The 19,166-nt window shown below is 57.3% G+C and carries 23 protein-coding genes; 11 read left to right on the forward strand and 12 right to left on the reverse strand.

The genetic code is table 11. The features are described 5' to 3' along the window. Positions 1–53: 53 nt before the first annotated feature. The 4 genes from MED193_RS15765 to MED193_RS15780 all read right to left on the reverse strand — a co-directional run bounded on the left by MED193_RS15765 (position 54) and on the right by MED193_RS15780 (position 4,272). Positions 54–1,223: a lytic murein transglycosylase gene (locus tag MED193_RS15765; RefSeq protein ID WP_009810751.1), complete on the reverse strand. Its 1,170-nt coding sequence runs from the start codon at positions 1,221–1,223 to the stop codon at positions 54–56. Positions 1,224–1,263: 40 nt separating this feature from the next. Then, positions 1,264–2,175: an adenosylcobinamide-phosphate synthase CbiB gene (gene cbiB / locus MED193_RS15770; RefSeq protein WP_009810752.1), complete on the reverse strand. Its 912-nt coding sequence runs from the start codon at positions 2,173–2,175 to the stop codon at positions 1,264–1,266. Next, entirely contained in the window at positions 2,172–3,146 is a 975-nt protein-coding gene (locus MED193_RS15775) for a threonine-phosphate decarboxylase (protein WP_009810753.1), read from the reverse strand. The genes cbiB and MED193_RS15775 overlap by 4 nt, the downstream gene beginning before the upstream one ends. A 151-nt stretch (positions 3,147–3,297) precedes the next feature. Then, positions 3,298–4,272, reverse strand: a complete 975-nt coding sequence (locus MED193_RS15780; protein ID WP_009810754.1) for a glutathione S-transferase family protein — start codon at positions 4,270–4,272, stop codon at positions 3,298–3,300. 295 nt (positions 4,273–4,567) lie between these two features. Here MED193_RS15780 and MED193_RS15785 point away from each other — a divergent pair, with 295 nt between their 5' ends. Continuing rightward, complete coding sequence (locus MED193_RS15785; RefSeq protein WP_009810756.1) at positions 4,568–4,936, forward strand: hypothetical protein; 369 nt, start codon at positions 4,568–4,570, stop codon at positions 4,934–4,936. 128 nt (positions 4,937–5,064) lie between these two features. Here the strand turns inward: MED193_RS15785 and MED193_RS15790 are convergent, their stop codons facing one another. Then, positions 5,065–5,601, reverse strand: coding sequence for a murein L,D-transpeptidase family protein (locus MED193_RS15790; RefSeq protein ID WP_009810757.1), 537 nt, complete (start codon positions 5,599–5,601; stop codon positions 5,065–5,067). Between the two features lie 5 nt (positions 5,602–5,606). Continuing rightward, positions 5,607–6,779, reverse strand: coding sequence for a MalY/PatB family protein (locus tag MED193_RS15795; RefSeq protein ID WP_009810758.1), 1,173 nt, complete (start codon positions 6,777–6,779; stop codon positions 5,607–5,609). Positions 6,780–6,945: 166 nt separating this feature from the next. On the opposite strand from MED193_RS15795, the gene def (MED193_RS15800) reads away from it, so the two are divergent. Genes def (MED193_RS15800) through MED193_RS15825 form a run of 6 tightly spaced genes read left to right on the forward strand, consistent with a single transcriptional unit; the run spans position 6,946 to position 9,894 of the window. Continuing rightward, entirely contained in the window at positions 6,946–7,464 is a 519-nt protein-coding gene (gene def / locus MED193_RS15800) for a peptide deformylase (protein ID WP_009810759.1), read from the forward strand. Between the two features lie 4 nt (positions 7,465–7,468). Then, positions 7,469–7,975, forward strand: coding sequence for a peptide deformylase (def, locus tag MED193_RS15805; RefSeq protein ID WP_009810760.1), 507 nt, complete (start codon positions 7,469–7,471; stop codon positions 7,973–7,975). Next, positions 7,972–8,469 carry a peptide deformylase gene (gene def / locus MED193_RS15810; protein WP_009810761.1) on the forward strand — a complete coding sequence of 166 codons (498 nt, stop codon included), beginning with the start codon at positions 7,972–7,974 and terminating at the stop codon, positions 8,467–8,469. The genes def (MED193_RS15805) and def (MED193_RS15810) overlap by 4 nt, the downstream gene beginning before the upstream one ends. 17 nt (positions 8,470–8,486) lie before the next feature. After that, entirely contained in the window at positions 8,487–9,395 is a 909-nt protein-coding gene (fmt, locus tag MED193_RS15815; RefSeq protein ID WP_009810762.1) for a methionyl-tRNA formyltransferase, read from the forward strand. 13 nt (positions 9,396–9,408) lie between these two features. Next, entirely contained in the window at positions 9,409–9,645 is a 237-nt protein-coding gene (locus MED193_RS15820) for a hypothetical protein (RefSeq protein WP_009810763.1), read from the forward strand. Between the two features lie 12 nt (positions 9,646–9,657). Next, the gene (locus MED193_RS15825) at positions 9,658–9,894 is read left to right on the forward strand and encodes a GlsB/YeaQ/YmgE family stress response membrane protein (protein WP_009810764.1); all 237 of its coding nucleotides are present in this window, start codon (positions 9,658–9,660) and stop codon (positions 9,892–9,894) included. 54 nt (positions 9,895–9,948) lie between these two features. Here MED193_RS15825 and MED193_RS15830 read toward each other — a convergent pair whose 3' ends face one another. The 5 genes from MED193_RS15830 to ispH all read right to left on the reverse strand — a co-directional run bounded on the left by MED193_RS15830 (position 9,949) and on the right by ispH (position 13,367). After that, entirely contained in the window at positions 9,949–10,572 is a 624-nt protein-coding gene (locus tag MED193_RS15830) for a trimeric intracellular cation channel family protein (RefSeq protein WP_009810765.1), read from the reverse strand. A gap of 43 nt (positions 10,573–10,615) precedes the next feature. Further along, a complete protein-coding gene (gene rnhA / locus MED193_RS15835; protein ID WP_009810766.1) occupies positions 10,616–11,083 on the reverse strand; it encodes a ribonuclease HI in 468 nt (155 codons plus the stop codon). Then, positions 11,076–11,669 carry a bifunctional 2-polyprenyl-6-hydroxyphenol methylase/3-demethylubiquinol 3-O-methyltransferase UbiG gene (locus MED193_RS15840; RefSeq protein WP_009810767.1) on the reverse strand — a complete coding sequence of 198 codons (594 nt, stop codon included), beginning with the start codon at positions 11,667–11,669 and terminating at the stop codon, positions 11,076–11,078. Before MED193_RS15840 ends, rnhA begins: the two co-directional genes overlap by 8 nt. Positions 11,670–11,700: 31 nt before the next feature. After that, the gene (locus MED193_RS15845; protein ID WP_009810768.1) at positions 11,701–12,315 is read right to left on the reverse strand and encodes a LysE family translocator; all 615 of its coding nucleotides are present in this window, start codon (positions 12,313–12,315) and stop codon (positions 11,701–11,703) included. 92 nt (positions 12,316–12,407) lie between these two features. Continuing rightward, positions 12,408–13,367: a 4-hydroxy-3-methylbut-2-enyl diphosphate reductase gene (ispH, locus tag MED193_RS15850; RefSeq protein ID WP_009810769.1), complete on the reverse strand. Its 960-nt coding sequence runs from the start codon at positions 13,365–13,367 to the stop codon at positions 12,408–12,410. A gap of 265 nt (positions 13,368–13,632) precedes the next feature. Here ispH and MED193_RS15855 point away from each other — a divergent pair, with 265 nt between their 5' ends. Then, on the forward strand, positions 13,633–15,843 hold the full coding sequence (locus tag MED193_RS15855) for an ATP-binding protein (protein WP_009810770.1): 2,211 nt from the start codon (positions 13,633–13,635) through the stop codon (positions 15,841–15,843). A gap of 400 nt (positions 15,844–16,243) precedes the next feature. Here MED193_RS15855 and MED193_RS15860 read toward each other — a convergent pair whose 3' ends face one another. Continuing rightward, a complete protein-coding gene (locus MED193_RS15860) occupies positions 16,244–16,816 on the reverse strand; it encodes an NYN domain-containing protein (RefSeq protein ID WP_009810771.1) in 573 nt (190 codons plus the stop codon). 136 nt (positions 16,817–16,952) lie between these two features. On the opposite strand from MED193_RS15860, the gene folK reads away from it, so the two are divergent. From folK to MED193_RS15875, 3 genes are all read left to right on the forward strand, one after another. Beyond that, the gene (gene folK, locus MED193_RS15865) at positions 16,953–17,522 is read left to right on the forward strand and encodes a 2-amino-4-hydroxy-6-hydroxymethyldihydropteridine diphosphokinase (protein WP_039966273.1); all 570 of its coding nucleotides are present in this window, start codon (positions 16,953–16,955) and stop codon (positions 17,520–17,522) included. Positions 17,523–17,616: 94 nt separating this feature from the next. Then, positions 17,617–17,970, forward strand: a complete 354-nt coding sequence (gene rpoZ / locus MED193_RS15870; protein WP_009810773.1) for a DNA-directed RNA polymerase subunit omega — start codon at positions 17,617–17,619, stop codon at positions 17,968–17,970. Between the two features lie 40 nt (positions 17,971–18,010). Further along, on the forward strand, positions 18,011–19,166 hold a 1,156-nt coding region (locus MED193_RS15875; RefSeq protein WP_009810774.1), incomplete at its 3' end, for a bifunctional (p)ppGpp synthetase/guanosine-3',5'-bis(diphosphate) 3'-pyrophosphohydrolase.

Here is a 19,166-nt window from a genome sequence, read left to right on the forward strand (position 1 = left end):
GGGGCATGACGGATCATGCCCCTTTTTCTGTTCGCGCTCAGGATCTGTCTGGCCTATAGGCGGTTGAGCAGTGTCGGCGTTGGCCAGGCATCAGCGGGCAAGCCCAGGCGCTGTTGTTCACGTTGGACTGCCGCCCGTGTCTTGGCCCCGAGAATGCCGTCGATCTTGCCCACATCATGGCCCAGGCGTTGCAGTTTCTGCTGCAGTTGCTTCATCTGAGCACCTGCCAGCCCTTGATCAGGTTTCCCAGCGGTGTAGACCGATGCACCTTCGAGCCGATTGGCGAAATAGGCGGCGGTCAGAACATAGGTAAAGCTCTGGTTCCATTCAAAATAGACATCAAAGTTGGGATAGGCGAGGAAGGCGGGCCCCTTGTGGCCCTGAGGCAAAAGTAAGGAGGCCTTCAGATTGCCGGAAGCAAGCCTGCCCTCTTTGGCGCGCAGACCCAGGGCCTGCCAGTCCTTGACCGACAGTTTGGTATTGGTGCCCGATTTGGACAGGTCGAGCCCGGCGGGAATTGTGACCTCCTGCAGCCAGGGCTGCCCGGCCTGCCAGCCCAGATGCGACAGCATCTTGCCGCCAGACATCAATGCATCCGGGGCGGAGGTTTTGAGGCTGACATGGCCATCGCCATCGGCATCGACACCATTGTCGAGGATATCTTGCGGCAGCATCTGGACCATGCCGATTTCGCCTGCCCAGGCACCAGTGGTACGCGCAGGGTCAAAGTTACCGCGCTTGTACAGCTCTAGGGCGGCAAAAATTTGCGGCCGGAACAGCTCGGGACGGCGGCAATCGTGGGCCAGGGTGATCAGTGCGTCACGGGTGTTGAAATCGCCCTGAAAACTGCCGTAGTCGGTTTCAAAGGCCCAGAATGCCAATAATACACCGCGATCAATACCATAGGTGGTCTCAATCCGGCGGAAGGTACTGTCGTATTTCTCGGCCATGGAGCGGCCACGATTGATGCGGCTCTGCGAGATCAAGCGGCGCGAAAACTCGATAAAGGGTTTTTGGAACACACCCTGGGCGCGGTCGGCGCGCAGTACCTTGGGGTCCTGGCGCGCGCCCTTGAAAAACCCGTTGACCGTAGTGCGGTCATAGCCCGCAGTCAGGGCTTCTTGTTTAAGAGATTTTACAAAGCCTGAAAAGCTGCCGCCACACTGGGCAAAAGCGGTTGCTGGCATCATGAGGGCGGCAAAGGCGAGGGGCAATAGGCGCATGGAAGGCGGTCCTTAATGAAGCTCTAAAACATCGTATGTGCTAAAAGATGAGCGCAAAAGCAACCAACAGTGCCAAGCCAAGGCTCCAGGCCCTCCACAGAACATCACAGCAACGCAGGATCGCGGGGCCTGTGCTGCTTTTGGAACCGGAGGCATTCACCCAGGGAAAATCGCGCATTTCCCCATCATAGGACCGTGGTCCGGCCAGCGATAGCTCCAGCGCACGGGCCATGGCTGCCTCTGGCCAGCCTGCATTGGGCGAGCGGTGTTTGGCAGCGTCCCGTGCGATAGCAGGCCAGTCGCGCAGCACAGCCCCCACCAAAGCAATCATCAGCCCGGTCAGCCGTGCTGGGATCAGATTGACCAGGTCATCCAGCCGCGCGGTGGCCCAGCCAAAGGCCTCATAGCGCGGGGTGCGATAGCCGATCATGCTGTCGCCTGTGTTGATCATCTTATAGGCGAGCAGCCCGGGAAGCCCAGCCACGAGAAACCAGAAGGCGGGGGCGACAACCCCATCCGACATATTCTCTGACCCGCTCTCAATAGCGGAACGGGCAACCTGTGGCCCGGTCATTTGCGCAGTGTCGCGGCTGACGATCATGGCAACCGCATGACGTCCTTGTTCCAGTGACTGTGACAGCCCCTGTGCCACGGCGCGCAGATGCTCGATCAGCGAGCGCTGGGCCAAAAGAATTGCAGCAACCAGCAGCTCCGCAAGAGGGCCCAAGAGCGACAGCAGCCAGCCAAGGCCTAGCCCGATGCAGGTCAGCAGGGTGATCGCCAGGACGCCCTTTGCCCGTCTGGCGCCGCCTGTATTGAGACGCCGCTCCAGCCAGGATACGGCTTTGCCCATCAAGACCGCTGGATGGGGAAGCCGCGACCAGAGCCAGTTTGGCTCTCCCATAGTGGCATCTAGCAGGAGGGCGAGCAGCAGGATCTCGGCGGTGCTCATAGGGCGGCCTCCAGCCGCTCCCAGCCGGTTTGGGGTGGCAGTCCGAGGCGGATGTATGTTCTTGAGTAGGGGAAGATGCGGCTCCAGATATGCGCCTTGGCGAGACGCTCCTGCCATTGTGCGGCGTCGTCGACCTCATAGAGCCGGAACAAATCGGTGCCACCAACCAGGGCTGCCCCCCGCGAGATGGCCAATTGGTCTAGCCGTTGGGCATCGCGGGCAAGGCTCTGGCGGGTAGAGTTGGCCCAGTCTGGATCTTGCAATGCTGCTGTCCCGGCTTTTAAGGCGGGGCCAGAGACCGCCCAGGGGCCCTGGAGATTTGCCAGTCTCTGGATCAGCTCTGGATCGCCAATTGCAAAGCCCAACCGCATCCCCGCCAGCCCCCAGAACTTGCCAAAGCTTTTGAGGATAATCACGCCAGGCCTGGAGGTCAAAGCCATCAGGCTTTGATCGGGGCAAATATCGCAAAAGCTTTCATCAATGATGCTCAGGGGCGCGGTAATCTCATCGGCACGCCACAGTCGGCCATCTGGGTTATTTGGATGCACGGCAACGCAGGCCTCGCCGGGGCCACTGCCGGTGAGGGACCAGCCGTGATTGGCAAAGGCGGCAGCATGTTCATTATAGGTCGGCGTTTCGATCCGCACCCAGCGTGGATCCGCCAGCCCCGGCAACAGCGCAATCAGCGCGGAGGCCCCCGGCGCCGGCAAAACTGCAGCATCGGCGGGAATGTTCCAAAACTCTCGCGCAGCCTGTTCAAGCTGGGTATTGGCAGAGGTATCCGGTAGGGCAGTCCAATCCAGAGTGTCAAACTCTGGTAGGGGATAGGGATCGGGATTGATCCCGGTTGAGAGATCGATCCAATCGGTGCGATCGCCACCGTAAACCTGGATGGCCACACTTAGATTTCCGCCATGGTCGCGCTGAGTGGCGCCCGTCTCAATCTGGCTTTCAGAAACACTTGCCGACATGGAAAAGCCTCAACCTGCTATCACGAACAATGCCAAGGGCATTGCGTCTTCCCCTATGAAACAGGGGCCGCGATAAGGCAAGCGGGCTTCGCCTTCTGACGTGGTAGTTCTTGAGCAGCGCAGGCTGAGAGCGAGGCGGCAACAGGCCGTATTAGCCGCGCCCGTGGGGTTCCATCCAGTCGATATCAGGGTTCACCGGCAGAATGCGGTAGGGGTTAATGGTATCATGGCTGTAGTGGTAATGGCGCACAATGTGCTGCATTCCTACACTCGCGTGAACACCGGGATATTGGTACAGCTCACGGCAATAGCCCCAGAGGTTGGGGTAGTCGATGATCCGCTTTTTGTTGCATTTGAAATGCAGGTGATAGACCGGATCAAACCGCACCAACGTGGTAAAGAGGCGCCAGTCAGCCTCGGTCAGCTGGGCGCCCATCAGATAGCGATGCTGCGACAGCAGATCCTCCAGCCACTCCAAAGAGTCAAACAAGGGTCCCACAGAGGTGTCATAGGCCTCCTGAGAGGTGGCAAACCCGCATTTGTAGACGCCGTTGTTGACCGTATCGTAGATTCGCGTGTTCACGGCCTCAATGGGTTCGCGCAGTTCCTCAGGCCAGAAATCCAAGCTGTTGCCAGTGATGCTGTCAAAGGCAGAGTTGAACATGCGGATGATATCTGCGCTCTCGTTTGAAACGATGGTCTCATGGGTCTTATCCCACAGGATCGGCACGGTGACCCTGCCGGTGTAAGATGCATCAGCGCGGGTGTAGATCTGATGCGCATGGCTGCTGCCAAACAAATGGTCTCCGGTGGCGCCATGTTCGTCTTGCTCAAAGGTCCATCCTTCACCCAACATGTCCGGGTGTACCACCGAAATCGAGATGTGGTCCTCCAACCCCTTGAGGGCTCGGAAAATCAGGGTCCGGTGAGCCCAGGGGCAGGCCAATGAGACATAGAGATGGTATCGACCGCTTTCGGCCTTGAACCCGCCCTGACCTGTTGGCCCGGCGCTGCCGTCTGCGGTGATCCAGTTGCGAAACTGGGCCTCAGAGCGCTTGAATGCACCGCCAGTGGATTTGGTGTCGTACCATTGATCTTTCCAGATCCCGTCAATCAAAAGTCCCATTGAAGTCTCTCCTTAGCTGGCTGGTCGGCGGCTGTGGGCTGGGAGGTAAATAGTCTGAGAGAGCCGCCGGTCCTATCCTTGCTGTCGCGCAGCTGCTCTGCATCTTTGCACATCACGTCCTTGTGGTGGCGCGAGTCTGCGGTATCCATTGATTTCTTGCAGGCCCTACCTGGCGGGGGTGTTTCAAAATGTTCACTTGATTTTATATCTTTACCGGGCACCCTAAGGGGAAAGCCTGTGGTCTTGCCTTCCTGCGATTCTCACGGTGCCATTGATTGCTAGAAGGGCCACTGCCATGACCACCTATGTGCCAAAAGCTGTTCAAGAGGCCTTGGATGCCGCCCGCGTTTCTGGCCTTAAAAAGAAAAGCCGCCTGCGGGTGGCTGTGGATGATGGCTATTTCCCCGTCCTGCGGACCTGGGAAAACGGGTTCTCAGTAGAAGAGGAATTTGTACCACAGCTGCGCGGGCTGGTGGATATCTATGACGGATCTCGCCATGTGTCCCAGTGCCTGATCGTTGCCTCCGAGGCAGAGGGCGGCGAAATGCGCTATGAGTTCAAACGTGAAACGGCCGCTGCCGACACTGCACCGCTGGACTTCTACCGCCCGCCCAACGCGCCGGTTGGCCTGCTGGGCAACGAGGGTGCTGAAAGCCGCCTTTGAGGCCAGGCTTACCAGTGGAAATCCCCAGTGGAACAGCCTTGGGGCGAGCATGAATCTATCCCAAAGTCCCAGCCTCCTATGCTTCCTGTCTGTTCGATTGCTGTGGGCCTGGATGCTGCTCCCCCTTGCTAGGGTCTGATCTCCACCACAGTGCCCAGATCAGCGAGCCGCCAAAGGGCTACCATTTCGCTATTGCTGATGGCGATGCAGCCAGCGGTCCAGTCCCCTGGCAGCATCAAATGATTGCCAAGCCTGTTGGGCTGGCCATGGATAAAGATGTCGCCACCCGGATTAAGCCCTAGTGCCTCAGCGCGAGCGATATCCTCGGGGCGTGGATAGTCGATTCCCAATGAGAGATGAAAGCTGCTGTTGGAATTGCGGCGATTGATTTTGAACAGGCCCTCTGGGGTTTTCCCATCGCCTTCGCGGCTCTTGTCGCCAATCGGCGCAAAACCGAGCGCGATGCTGTATTGTAAAACTTGCTGCCCCTTGCGATGAGCACTCAGGCGGCGTTTTGATTTTTCAATCAGGATATAGTCGATCCTGTCAACCTGATCGGCCAGATTGACAGGGCTGGGCTTGGGGGCATAGGTCTCCCACAAAGCCCAGCCTAGGGCAAAGGCCACGATCAGGACGCCCGTGACCCGTTTCAATTTACGCAGCAAGACGTCTACTGCAGATCAGAAAAGGCTCTGGCCAAGCGTTCGCCAGCCTCAACGACACGACTGCGCTGGGTGCCCATGTTGAAGCGTAGGAAACTCGCGCCTCCGGTGCCAAAGGTGGTGCCATGATTGGCGGCAATGCCTGCGTCCTGTTCAACCCGTTTGGTGAATTCTTCGCGGCTCATGCCAGTGCCGGAGAAATCAATCCAGGACAAATAGGTGGCCTGCAGTTTCATCGAGCTCAGGCCTGGAATATCTGCAATGGCGGCATCAAAGACCTGCCGGTTGCCATCAATATAGGCGATTAGTTGATCCGCCCATTTGGCGCCCTCGGGGGAATAGACCGCAGCCGTGGCAAATTGTCCGGCCGAATTTGGGGCCAGCGCCAGCGCCAGCATGCGGCGCTGAAATTTCTCCCTTAGATCCAGGTCAGGAATGATCACCTGCCCCGTGTGCAGCCCAGCAAAGTTGAAGGTCTTGGACGGGGCGGTAAGCATCAAGAGCCGATCAGTGATTTCCGGCACGGCGTTTTGCATTGGGATGTGGGTCGCGCCATCAAAGACCAGATCATGATGGATTTCATCCGACAACAGGATCAGATCATGGCGTTTGGCGAAATCCGCCACGGCCTGTAGTTCATCCTGGGTCCAGACACGGCCACCGGGGTTATGGGGCGAGCAGAGAATGACCATCTTTTCCTTGCCGGTCATCTGCGCGTCATAGGCATCCATGTCCATTTCATAGCGGCCATCGCGATTGATCATCTCGCATTCCACCACCTGACGCCCGGCATTGTTAATGACCTTGGCAAAGGCATGATAGACCGGGGTGAACAAAACGATGCCATCGCCCGGCTGAGTAAAGCTGTCCAGACACATGCCCACCCCGTTCACCAGACCGGTGGTGGTAAAGATGGCCTCGGGGTCGACACTCCAGCCATGGCGATTTTGCATCCACCAGCGGATCGCATCCTTGTAGGGCGTATCGCAGTTCACATAGCCATAGACTCCATGGTCGGCCATTTCGCGCATTTTGTCGCTCACCATGGGGGGCACGGCAAAATCCATATCGGCGACCCACATGGCCAGTCCGGTGTCAGGTGAGACACCATAGAGGCTCTCCATAAAGTCCCATTTGGCGCAATGGGTGCCGCGACGGTCGATGATGCTGTCAAAATCCATGAGGGTGCTCCGCTTGTTTGCCAGCGAAGCTAGCGGCTAATCCGGGACGTGCAAGGGGGCGCGCTTGCGAACAGGGGGCTATGGGGTGGAAAACGACGTAAATGAGCTGGAGGGAGTGCTGTCGTGCCAGTTGCAGTGGCAGAGGCAATGGCCTAAATCATCCCTCATGAAACATTCGATCCTGATCCATCCCGATCCCCGTTTGAAAAAGATCTGTGCTCCGGTAGCGGACCTGTCGGACAAGCTGCGTCTGCTGGCCGACGATATGCTGGAAACCATGTATGCCGCGCCGGGTATTGGCCTGGCTGCGCCACAGATCGGGGTGATGGAACGTCTGATTGTGTTGGACTGCGAAAAAGAGGAAGGCGTGGAGCCCAAGCCCTTGGTGATGTTCAACCCTGAGATCATTTCTTCCTCTGAGGAGACCAATGTCTACGAAGAGGGTTGTCTGTCGATCCCCGATCAATATGCCGAAGTCACCCGTCCGCGCGACGTTGAGGTGCAGTGGCTTGATCGCAATGGCAACCAGCAGCGTGAGACTTTTGACGGGCTTTGGGCCACCTGCGTTCAGCACGAGATCGATCATTTAGATGGCAAATTGTTCATTGATTACCTGAAACCGCTGAAGCGGCAGATGATCACGCGCAAGATGCAAAAGCTCAAACGCGAGCGGGCGCGGGGCTGAACCCATGGCGCTGCTCCCCATTCTGCAATGGCCTGATGCCGGTCTCTCGACTCTTTGCACACCGGTGGGGGAGGAAGATCTGACCAGGCTGATCGCAGATATGTTTGAGACCATGTATGCGGCACCGGGGCGCGGATTGGCCGCGCCACAGGTGGGCGTACTGAAACGGCTGTTTGTGATGGATGCCACCTGGAAAGAGGCGCCTGGGACGCCTCTGGTGATGATCAATCCCGAATTCCTGTCTGTTGGCGCAGATCTAGAAAGCGGCGACGAGGGCTGCCTGTCCATCCCCGGAGTACTTACCTCGGTGCCGCGCCCGAAAACGGTTTCTCTGCGCTGGCAGGATCAGGACCGCAACTGGACGTCAGGCAGTTTTGATGGTTTTGCGGCTCGTTGTATCCAGCACGAATACGACCATCTTGAGGGTCTGGTGACCCTTAACCGCCTTACACCCGCGGCCCGCTCTGAGGCTGAAGCGACCTATCAAAACCGTCTGGAGACTCGCGCATGACCGCCCGTACTTGCCTGCCCTGGCCCGACAAACGCCTGCGGACTGCCGCCACCGAGGTGAGCGAAATCACCGATGAGATCCGCGCGATCTGGACTGATATGATTGAGACAATGGAGGCCATGCCCGGCGTTGGCCTCGGCGCCAACCAGATCGGAGTGATGCTGCGTCTGGCAGTGGTGGATGGCTCCAGGGAACGCGGCAAGGCTGTGCGCATGGCAAATCCGGAGGTGCTGCATGCCTCGACCCAGCTGCGCGAACACGAAGAGGCCAGCCCAAATCTGCCGGGGGTCTCGGCCAAGATCAAACGTCCGCGCGCAGTTACCGTACGCTACATGGATGAAAACGGCGAGATCACCGAGCGCGACTTTGTCGGTATCGAGGCCACCAGCGTTCAACATCAGATTGACCATTTGAACGGCAAGCTCTTCTTTGACCATCTGAGCAAGGTAAAGCGCGACATGCTGATCAAGAAATCCAAAAAACTAAACGGCTGAGGCCGGGGAGCAGGGTGATGCGTATCATTTTTATGGGAACGCCGGAGTTCTCAGTCCCGGTGCTGGACGCTTTGGTTGCGGCAGGTCACGAAATCGCAGCGGTCTATTGTCAGCCGCCCCGCCCTGCTGGCCGTGGCAAAAAGGATCGCCCCACCCCGGTGCATGCCCGCGCTCTCGATTTGGGTTTTGAGGTGCGCCACCCGGTATCGCTGAAGGGGACAGCCGAACAGGCGGAGTTTGCCGCGCTGGGCGCTGATATTGCTGTGGTCGTGGCCTATGGGCTGATCCTGCCACAGGCCATTCTGGATGCGCCGGCAAAGGGCTGCCTGAACATCCACGCCAGCCTGCTGCCACGCTGGCGCGGGGCGGCGCCGATACACCGGGCTATTATGGCAGGCGACGATGAGACCGGCGTCTGCATCATGCAGATGGAGGCCGGGTTGGACACCGGCCCGGTGCTGCTGCGCGAAGGCACCCCCATTGGCGAGGAGGAAACCACCAGCCAGCTGCATGATCGCCTGTCAGAAATGGGTGCATCCTTGATTGTCACCGCGCTGCGCCATCTCGATGGGCTGACGCCCGATGTGCAGCCCGACGAGGGCGTGACATATGCCGTCAAGATCGACAAGAATGAGGCCCAGATCGACTGGAGCCAACCCGCGACAGAGGTGGACCGCAAAATTCGCGGCTTGTCACCCTTTCCTGGGGCTTGGGTCGAAATTGACGGGCAGCGTGTGAAACTGCTGGCCTCGCGTCTGGCCTCTGGCGACGGGCAGCCGGGGCAGGTGCTGGATGGGGATCGGCTTGTGCTGGCCTGCGGTGAGGGGGCGGTAGAGCTCTTACGCTTGCAACGGGCGGGCAAAGCTGCGCAGGATCGCGAGATCTTTACACGCGGGTTTCCTCTGGAAACTGGCCGCCAGCTCTAACGGGAGAACGCAGATGTTTCCGGTCCTGATGGGAACTGTGGTTATCGCCGGGATCACCGGCTATATTTCTGAGAAGAGCGGTTTTACTCAGAACGGTTATTTGTCATCGATTATCATCTGTATTGGCGGGGCATTTCTGTTCTATTTTGTGCGTCTGATGTTTGGCTTTGGCTTTGCCTCACCGGGGCTTAATGCCATTGTGTCCTCGATCGGGGCACTGATCATCGTGCCCTTTCACTGGCGGCGTTAGCGGAGAATTTTTATGAGTATTGTTTTTCTGATCATCATTGGCATTGCTGCCGGATTTGTCGCCACCCGGATCATGGGCATCGAATCTGATATCATCACCACCATGGCAATTGGCATTGCCGGAGCCTTGATCGGCGGATTTGTCCTGCGTGCCCTGTTGACGGTGATGGGCATGGTTGCAGGTCTTGTCGGTGCCGTGCTGGGCGCCCTGGCGCTGATCTGGCTGTGGCAGACATATATCAAGCGCTGATCTGGATCTGGTTGCGATCTGTTCTGTCTATACTCTCGTATGTCTGGCCGCGCTCTATTGGCGTGGCGGGCGACTTTTGTAGACGGGTAGATGCCAGCCAAAGGCAATGGAGCCTGCCCGTAGCCCCCAACAGATAACAGCGCAGAGGATCAGCGAGAGGCCAGAGGCCAAGCCGAAGGAACTGGCCGCAACTGCCACAATGGCTCCGCTCATGGCACAGGTGATGTAAAGCTCCCCCTGTTTCAGCACCAAGGGCACTTCCCCCACTACCACGTCGCGCATCAACCCGCCGAGGCTGCCGGTCGCCATGCCCATCAGCACCACGATAACGGCGGGCTTGTCGAGCGCTATTGCCACACCGGTGCCGGCCGAGACAGCAACGGCCAGGGCAAAACTGTCGAGCCAAATCAGCAGGCGCAAGCGGCTCTCAACCAGATGGGCAGTAAAGAAAACGGCTACGGATGCGCCTGTCGCCAGTAGGATATGGTTTGGATCAGCAACCCAAAAAACCTCTTCACGGTTCAGTACCAGATCCCGCACCGTGCCGCCGCCGACCGCCGTCAAACACGAGATGAAGGCAAAGCCGACGATATCCAATTGTGCGCGGCTCGCCACCAGCGCGCCTGTGAGGGCAAAGACCAAAACAGCAGCATAGTCGAGCAGGGTGACAAGGGTCATTGCTGCATCTCCATGATGCCCAGATTGATGCCCTGGGCGTAGCTCATGCTTTGGATTTGCTTTTCTTGAACGGGGCCATACCTGCGCGGGCCAGCTCATCGGCGCGTTCGTTTTCGGGATGGCCTGCGTGACCTTTGACCCATTCCCAGGTCACTTGATGGCGGCTTTGCGCCGCATCCAGACGCTGCCACAGCTCGGCATTTTTAACCGGTTTTTTGGCGGCGTTTTTCCAGCCGTTTTTCTTCCAGCCAAAGATCCAGCCGGTGATGCCGTTTTTCACGTAATTGCTGTCGGTCACCACGGTCAGCGCCGAGGGGCGGTCTAGACTTTCCAGTGCATTGATGGCAGCTAGTAGCTCCATCCGGTTGTTGGTGGTATTGGCCTCGCCGCCTTTGAGTTCTTTTTCCTTGATGACGCTACCACCATCTTTGGCCTGCAACAGGGCGCCCCAGCCGCCAGGGCCGGGATTGCCAGAGCAGGCGCCATCGGTATAGGCATAGAGATCAGCCATGACAGGCCACCGAGATCCAGCGCGCCATGGAGCCATCAAGGCCTTTGCTTTTGCCAAAGGTGCAGTCCACTACCGAAAACCCGGCAGTCATGAGCAGATCTTTCAAGTTGTCTTCCTCGTAATAGGTATAGAGCCGCCCGAGGGCGTCGCGGGCCTCGCCTTTACCCAGTTTGAGGGCGATGTAAAAGACTCCGCCAAGCTTTAGGCTGTGTTTGATTGCAGCCAGATGCCTTGGGAAAGAAAGGCGTGCCGCATGTAGCAGGCTGAAATTGGCCCAGACCCCGTCATAGATGCTCTCTCCAGCGATCGCCTCGAAAGTTGCCTGCCAGGCGGTGACGCCGTCAAGCGCCTTGGCCAGTGTCACCATCTCAGCTGAGGCATCCATGGCATCGGTTTGCAGGCCTGCTGCCGCCATCACCGCCGCTGAGGTGCCGGGGCCGCAGCCAAGGTCTAGTACCCGGCCACCCGACGGGCAGGCCGCGATGAAGCTGTGAAGACGGGGGTCTTGGCTGAGATAGTCCTGATTTAGGGCTGCATAATCTGCGGCCTTGTCATCATAGATGCGGAGGGTTTCTGCGTCACTCATGGCGAAGCCTTAATATGGGGGCTAGAGGCCTTTAGGTCCGCTCAAAAGCGAGCCGCGCGGCAAGGGCGGCAAAAATGCCAGCGAAGCCTCGGTTCAGCCATTTCAATACGGTTTCCGACCCGAGGATGAACTGCCGGGCCTGGGCGGCAAAATACCCATAAAGCACAAAGACCCCAAAGGTGAGCGCCATGAAGACCGCCCCAAGAAGTGCCATTTCAGTGGTGGCCGAGGCGGGATCTCCTGACAGAAAGGGCGGCAGCAGCGCCAAGAAAAACACCGAAAGCTTGGGGTTGAGGATATTGATCAGGGCTCCGCGCTGGGCGATGCGCAGGGGCGATTGTGCCTTGGCCTCGGTGGAGATGCTTAGGGCGCCCCCAGAGCGCAGCGCCTGCCAGGCCAGGTAAAGCAGGTAGAGCACGCCGAGGATCTTGACGATCTGAAACAACAGGGCCGAGCTGTGCAGCACCGCCGCCAGCCCAAGGGTCGCAGCGGCCAGATGCGGTACAATGCCGATGGTGCAGCCCAGGGCAGCCCAGAGTGCTGCGCGCGCACCCTGACCGAGCCCCAAGGCCAGCGTGTAAAGCACCCCGGTGCCCGGGGCCAGAACCACAACAATGGCTGTGATCAGAAATTGCATGGAAATCATCGGCTCTCCTTCCTGCAGGGGGCTTGGTCAGACTGGAAGTTTCAGCCTATGGGCAAGCGTTCCTGCCGTAAACCGGCAGAGAGGTATTTATCTCAGGCCGGTGTCGAGGCTTGGCGCAGCACCCGTGGGACTTTGAATTCGACACGTTCCACCGCTGTTTCGACCACCTCGACCGTTACATCATAGCGGGCCCGAAAGGCGTCGATCACTTCGTTCACCAGCAGCTCAGGCGCTGAGGCACCTGCGGTGATGGCAATGCTCGAGATCCCTTCGAGCGCACGCCAGTCGATGTTGTCTGCCCGCTGAACCAACTGGGCATATTTGCAGCCCGCCTTTGACCCCACCTCGACCAGACGCCGCGAATTGGAGGAATTTGGCGCGCCGACCACCAGCATGGCATCGGATTTGGGGGCAACGGCTTTGACCGCTTCCTGCCGGTTGGTGGTGGCGTAGCAGATGTCTTCCTTGTGCGGGCCGATGATGGCCGGAAAACGGGCCTCTAGCGCAGCGACGATCCCCTTGGTGTCATCCACAGACAGTGTGGTCTGGGTGACATAGGCCAGCTGTTCTGGGTCGCGAACCTGCACATTGGCCACATCTTCAGGGGTTTCCACCAAGAGCACTTCACCATCAGGCAGTTGCCCCATTGTGCCGATGGTTTCGGGGTGGCCCTTATGACCAATCATGATCATTTGCAGGCCTTGTTCCGCATGGCGCTGGGCTTCGATATGGACCTTGCTGACCAAGGGACAGGTCGCATCAACATAGACCATCTGCCGCGCCTCGGCCGCTGCTGGTACTGATTTTGGCACCCCATGAGCCGAGAAGATCACGGGGCGATCTTCGGGGCATTCTTCCAGTTCTTCGACAAAGACAGCGCCTTTGTCTCGCAGCTCATCCACGACAAATTTATTGTGAACGATCTCGTGGCGCACGTAGACGGGGGCCCCCCATTTTTCCAGTGCCAGTTCAACAATCTTGATGGCGCGATCAACGCCAGCACAAAAACCACGTGGGGCAGCCAAGTATAGGGTGAGGGCAGGTTTGGTCATCGGCGTCTCCTTGGGGTCAGAAGTAAGGCTTTGCCATGCCAAGGTCCAGCCTGATTGGGTGGCACCGCTTCCCCCTCTAATCAGCACCGAGTGAGCGCCGGATTCCGGAAAGCTTAGCAAAAAGGAATATGTTAACGGATTCGCTGCATATTTGAGACCGCGCGTTTTGAGCTGGCTTTCTTTAGGGCTGTGTTTTGTCTGCGCAAAGCCTTTATGGTTGTAAAGTGTATGTCATTGTTGATGGGGTAGAGGGTTAAGACGCGCCGTGTATGATGAAAAGAGCCTGACCGGTTGTCCGCCTTGGGAAGAAAAGAACGATTTCGTTGCTCAGCAGTATGAGGTGACGATGAAGCGACGGTTTCGAACCGTAGCGGTTACCTGCAACGCTGTTGTGGTATTGGGGCTTCTCTGGATCCTGTTGGGCGTCTCAATAAATGCCCCAAGCATGGTAATCATCTCAGCTGTCGCGATTGCCGGCTCGATTGCTGCGCGTCTGCTTTTGAAAACGGAATACAAGCTTTTGGCGCGCCTCCTGTGGTATTTCACGGGCTGGGCCGCGGTCATAGGATCCGTCTTTACCATGCCTCCAGACAGCTACATCGAGCTGTTTTTCGTCGTCCTATTGGGCGGCCCTTTTATGACTTTTTCGATGCGTCGCGAAAAGGCGATGATCATTGCCCTGCTTGGGATAGCTTTTGGCAGCTGGGTGCTGTTCCGGTTCATGGGCCACGACTTTTTTGGCCCGCCGCTTGTAGAGGTGGCGGTTCCAGTAAGCTACCTTTCTGGTGGTGTTTTTGTCACGGTATTTGCCATCCTTGTTGTTCAGATGATGGCCTTTGGGCAGTTAGCGGAAAGCTATAGTGATGATCTACTGCGGGCGCACCAGAAGGAAAGCAAAGCAAACCGCGCAAAGAGTGAATTCCTGGCTGCGATGAGCCACGAGATCCGCACGCCAATGAATGGTGTGCTGGGTATGGTGGAAGTCCTAGAAAAGACGGACCTCGCCCCAGAGCAGCGCCGCATTCTGCACACCATACAAGAATCTTCGAATTCGCTGTTGTGGATTATTGATGACATTCTGGACGTTTCCCGGATTGAAGCAGGGAAAATGGAGTTGTTTGAGACGCCAATGCGTCTGCTGCCGCTGATCGAGGGGGCGACAGCAACCCTGCGGCCCCATGCGAACCAAATGGGTGTGCAACTGTCGCTTTCAGTACAGGCTGATCTACCGGATACCTTCAGAGGAGATGCCGGGCGTATGCGACAGATTTTGCTCAACCTGATGGGAAATGCGATCAAATTCTCTGAACCGTTACCCGGGGAGGAGCCTGGGCAGGTGAAGCTGCGTGTTGAGATACGCGAAGCTGGTTGGATTGATTTTGTGATCGAAGACAATGGCATTGGTATTGAGCCAGAAGTTCAGGAGACGATCTTTACTCCGTTTGAACGCTCGGCGTCGGTGGCGAAACGTATGATAAAGGGCAATGGTCTGGGGCTGACGATTGTTCAGCAGTTGGTCTCCAAAATGGGCGGCGCTGTGAAGGTTGACAGCACGCTCGGTGAGGGTAGCGTCTTTACCGTACGGCTGCCACTGGTAGAGCCCTCTGGTCCGATCAGGGGACCAAAGTTGGCGGGGACAAAAGTCGTGGCACTGCTACCGGCTCAGGGGCAGAATTGTGATTGGTCCACCTATGTCTTGGCAGCGGATTGTGATTTAAAATGGGTCTCCAACCGGGATGAATTTCTTGCCCTGGGCCGTGTGGCGGGACGGGAATCCATCTTTATCCTGCCAGAAGAGACAGTAGAGGATCACCAGTCGGCCTGGTGTCGCAAACGTATCGAAATAGAGCTGCCAGACCTCAAGGTTCTGGAGTTCCAATCCGGTAACGATGTTCAGCAGTCTCGATCCAGCAACCGGTGGGCTGTGGTCCAGTCTGGCCCGATCTTGCCCAGCGAACTGTGGGATGCCCTGGAAGGGCTGGTTCGCCTTGGTGGCAACCAGGCCACAGTGACTGCGCGCGAAACAGCCCCAGCAGCCGAGCCGAATAAGATGGGTGGGCGGATTTTGGTGGCCGAAGACAATGAAATTAATCGCGCGGTCATCGAGAGCCAGTTGGCTTTGTTGGGCTGCAATGTCACCGTGACGCGGGATGGGGCTGAGTGCCTGTCGGCCTGGCGCAATGGCAAATTTGATATGGTTTTGGCGGATTGCCAGATGCCAGTGATGGACGGCTTCGAGCTTACGCGCGCTATCCGTCAGATCGAGCGGGAACAGGGGCTGCGCCATACGCCCATTGTTGCGGTAACGGCTAACGCTCTTGAGGCGGAGATCGGAAAATGCTTGGCGGAAGGGATGGATGCCTTTGTCTCCAAACCCGTGACCATAGCAGGCCTAGAGGCAGTTATCCGCCAGCAGTTGCCCACGGCGGATTTCAGCGCGGAGACACGCAGATGGGCCGCTGCTCAGCGCAGCTAAGGATTAGGGGAGGGGAGAGGCTGGGGACCATGTCCGGGGATCTTGCCAAAGATACGGCCAAGGCAAGGGGCAAACCCACTGAGTGGGAGGCAGGTTTCAGAAAAAAGCGCGTGAGTAACACTCCGTCCTGAAACCTGCTTTAGTGTCGCTTGGTGTTACCCTTGGCGTAGGTATCCCTAAGGGTCACAGTGGCGCTGCCAGTCGCGGAAAGCTGCTGCCAGAACCTGCTTTCGTCAATCTCCTGCGGTCGAGATGTGTGGTCACCCTTGGCTGATTGGTTTGCTGCTCTGACTTGATGCAAGCAACTCGTCCCAACCTTGGCTCCCAAATCTAACGCCTCAGCTCAGGTCTAATCATGCTTCCGATGCTTCAGTCTAAGAAAGCACCGGATCATTCGTCTTTAGCCCTGAACAGCTGAAACGGATCTTGCGTCCATTGGGTGTTCCCGTGGCGGGCGCCCAATAACATCCTTCAGCTCTTCCAACTCAATGAAGTTGTCAGCCTGACGGCGCAACTCATCAGAGATCATTGGGGGCTGGCTGCGAATGGTGGAAACAACAGAGACACGCACGCCCTGACGCTGCAAGCTTGCAATCAGGGGGCGGAAATCGCCATCGCCGGAAAACAGCACGATGTGATCAACCCGTGGAGCCAGTTCCATGGCATCGACCGCAAGCTCGATATCCATGTTCCCTTTGACTTTGCGGCGTCCCATGCTGTCCGTGTATTCCTTGGCGGGTTTGGTCACCATCGTGAAACCATTGTAGTGCAGCCAGTCGACAAGAGGGCGGATGGGGGAGTACTCGTCATTCTCCAGCAGGGCCGTATAATAAAAGGCCCGCAAGAGCTTACCGCGACGCATGAACTCCTGTCGCAAAAGCTTGTAGTCGATATCAAAGCCCAATGCCTTTGCAGCGGCATAGAGATTCGAACCGTCTATGAACAGTGCAAGCCGTTCGTCTTTGTAAAACATCCTAAAGTGTCCTTCTGGTAAAGCCGTTTGCGCCTTATGATCCGTGAGTGAAATTGGGGCGGCTAAACGGGTGGACATATTGTAAGTACTTTGGCACCTGCTTCAAGAGTATGGTTTTTCCTAAATGAGGTCAAAAGTGACCAATCTACGATCAAAAGCGATCATTTCTTTGGGTAGTAACCTGCCCCTGGGCGAAATGTCGCCGCGACAAATACTATCGGCTGCAACACAGGAAATTGCTCTCCTTATGGGTGAACAATGCCAAGTTTCACGCTTTTTTCAAACCCCTTGTTTTCCGGCAGGGGCGGGGCCTGACTATATCAACGCTGCCCTGGCGGTTGAAACTGATCTTGAGCCTGAGGCTTTATTGCAGGTTTTACATAGTGTTGAGGCGAAATTTGCGCGCCTAAGAGAGCAGCGTTGGGGAATGCGAACACTGGATCTAGATTTGATTTCACTGGGCGAAGCGGTGTTACCGGATCCTGCGGTTCACAAAGAATGGCGCGATTTACCGCTTGAGGAGCAAAAGACGCAAACCCCTGCGCAACTGATTCTCCCGCATCCTCGGATGCAGGATCGGGCTTTTGTTCTGGTGCCAGTTTGCGATCTCGCCCCGGATTGGCAGCATCCGATTCTTGGGAAAACCGCTGTCGAACTCTGCGCGGCCTTGCCAAAAACCGACCTAGAAGCGGTTCAGCCGCTTTAATCCCTGGTTTGATGCGCTTTCTGCGCTTGTCAACAAAAAGATTTGGGCGTAAAAGTCGCTCTTCCGGACCCACATTGATTTTGGAGAGTCGCCTATGGCCCGCGTAACGGTTGAAGACTGCGTAGACAAAGTACCCAACCGCTTTGAGTTGGTGATGTTGGCGGCCCATCGTGCCCGCGAAATCGCCGCCGGAGCAGAGCTCACGGTTGAGCGTGACAATGACAAGAACCCCGTTGTGTCGCTGCGCGAGATTGCGGATGAGACCCAGCGCGCGGATGACCTGCGCGAGCGTCTGATCGAAAACAATCAGAATCAGATCGAAGTTGACGAGCCCGAAGAAGATTCGATGGCTCTGTTGATGGGGGCTGAAAATGACAAGCCCGCTGATGACGATATGTCAGAAGAAAAACTGCTGCGGGCTCTTATGGAGGCCCAGGGGCAGGGCTGACTTAAGCCAGTTCTTTGAAATTTGAGGCTGCGGACCGGATATGATTTCACCAGAAGACCTGATTGCTCTGGTCCGCAACTACAATCCTAAAACGAATGCCGAAAAAATCGCCGAGGCCTTTGCCTATGGTGAAGAGATGCATGAGGGTCAATTCCGCCACTCCGGAGAGCCCTATTTCACGCATCCCGTGGCTGTCGCCGCTCTGTTGACTGAACAGCGCCTGGATGATGCCACCATTATCACTGCGCTGCTGCATGACACCATCGAAGACACCAAGGCCTCTTATGAAGAGGTCGCACGCCGTTTTGGCGAAGAGGTGGCCGAACTGGTGGATGGGGTCACCAAGCTGACCAATCTGCAGCTCTCCAGCCGGGAAACCAAACAGGCCGAGAATTTCCGCAAGCTCTTTATGGCGATGTCCAAGGACCTGCGGGTCATTCTGGTTAAGCTCGCTGACCGGCTGCACAATATGCGCACCATTAAGGCGATGCGCCCAGAAAAGCAGGCGCAAAAAGCCCGTGAAACCATGGATATTTACGCGCCGCTTGCTGGCCGCATGGGGATGCAGTGGATGCGCGAAGAGCTGGAAGACCTGGCCTTCAAGGTGCTTAACCCCGAGGGACGTCAGTCCATCATTCGCCGTTTTGTTACTCTGCAGCGCGAAACTGGCGATGTGATCCACCGGATTACCGGTGATATGCGGTTTGAATTGGAAAAGGCCGATATCGAGGCTGAGGTCTTTGGCCGCGCCAAAAAACCCTATTCGATCTGGCGAAAGATGCAGGCCAAGGATCAGGGGTTCTCGCGCCTGTCCGATATCTATGGCTTCCGGGTCATCACGCGTTGCGAAGAAGACAGCTACCGGGCGCTGGGCGCCATCCATCAGCGCTGGCGGGCTGTGCCTGGCCGGTTCAAGGACTACATCAGTCAGCCAAAATCCAATGGCTACCGTTCGATTCACACCACGGTTTCCGGGCGCGATGGAAAGCGGGTAGAGGTGCAGATCCGCACCCGGCAGATGCATGACGTGGCAGAGACCGGGGTTGCTGCCCATTGGTCCTACCGCGATGGCGTTCGCTCGCAGAACCCATTTGCGGTGGATCCTGCAAAATGGATCGCCTCGCTCACGGAACAGTTCGATGCGGAGGAGGATCACGACGAATTCCTCGAAGCGGTGAAGCTGGAGATGTATTCCG

Source organism: Roseobacter sp. MED193 (assembly GCF_000152965.1).
Lineage (GTDB): Bacteria > Pseudomonadota > Alphaproteobacteria > Rhodobacterales > Rhodobacteraceae > Pseudophaeobacter.

Coding starts and splice junctions, on each gene's coding strand:
- ispH (WP_009810769.1), bottom strand. CDS start 13,367: ATGACCAAACCTGCCCTCACCCTATACTTGGCTGCCCCACGTGGTTTT.
- MED193_RS15795 (WP_009810758.1), bottom strand. CDS start 6,779: ATGGATTTTGACAGCATCATCGACCGTCGCGGCACCCATTGCGCCAAA.
- def (WP_009810761.1), top strand. CDS start 7,972: ATGACCGCCCGTACTTGCCTGCCCTGGCCCGACAAACGCCTGCGGACT.
- cbiB (WP_009810752.1), bottom strand. CDS start 2,175: ATGAGCACCGCCGAGATCCTGCTGCTCGCCCTCCTGCTAGATGCCACT.
- MED193_RS15860 (WP_009810771.1), bottom strand. CDS start 16,816: ATGTTTTACAAAGACGAACGGCTTGCACTGTTCATAGACGGTTCGAAT.
- MED193_RS15830 (WP_009810765.1), bottom strand. CDS start 10,572: ATGACCCTTGTCACCCTGCTCGACTATGCTGCTGTTTTGGTCTTTGCC.
- MED193_RS15845 (WP_009810768.1), bottom strand. CDS start 12,315: ATGATTTCCATGCAATTTCTGATCACAGCCATTGTTGTGGTTCTGGCC.
- MED193_RS15825 (WP_009810764.1), top strand. CDS start 9,658: ATGAGTATTGTTTTTCTGATCATCATTGGCATTGCTGCCGGATTTGTC.
- def (WP_009810759.1), top strand. CDS start 6,946: ATGAAACATTCGATCCTGATCCATCCCGATCCCCGTTTGAAAAAGATC.
- MED193_RS15820 (WP_009810763.1), top strand. CDS start 9,409: ATGTTTCCGGTCCTGATGGGAACTGTGGTTATCGCCGGGATCACCGGC.
- MED193_RS15780 (WP_009810754.1), bottom strand. CDS start 4,272: ATGGGACTTTTGATTGACGGGATCTGGAAAGATCAATGGTACGACACC.
- MED193_RS15840 (WP_009810767.1), bottom strand. CDS start 11,669: ATGAGTGACGCAGAAACCCTCCGCATCTATGATGACAAGGCCGCAGAT.
- MED193_RS15785 (WP_009810756.1), top strand. CDS start 4,568: ATGACCACCTATGTGCCAAAAGCTGTTCAAGAGGCCTTGGATGCCGCC.
- MED193_RS15775 (WP_009810753.1), bottom strand. CDS start 3,146: ATGTCGGCAAGTGTTTCTGAAAGCCAGATTGAGACGGGCGCCACTCAG.
- rnhA (WP_009810766.1), bottom strand. CDS start 11,083: ATGGCTGATCTCTATGCCTATACCGATGGCGCCTGCTCTGGCAATCCC.
- MED193_RS15765 (WP_009810751.1), bottom strand. CDS start 1,223: ATGCGCCTATTGCCCCTCGCCTTTGCCGCCCTCATGATGCCAGCAACC.
- def (WP_009810760.1), top strand. CDS start 7,469: ATGGCGCTGCTCCCCATTCTGCAATGGCCTGATGCCGGTCTCTCGACT.
- rpoZ (WP_009810773.1), top strand. CDS start 17,617: ATGGCCCGCGTAACGGTTGAAGACTGCGTAGACAAAGTACCCAACCGC.
- fmt (WP_009810762.1), top strand. CDS start 8,487: ATGCGTATCATTTTTATGGGAACGCCGGAGTTCTCAGTCCCGGTGCTG.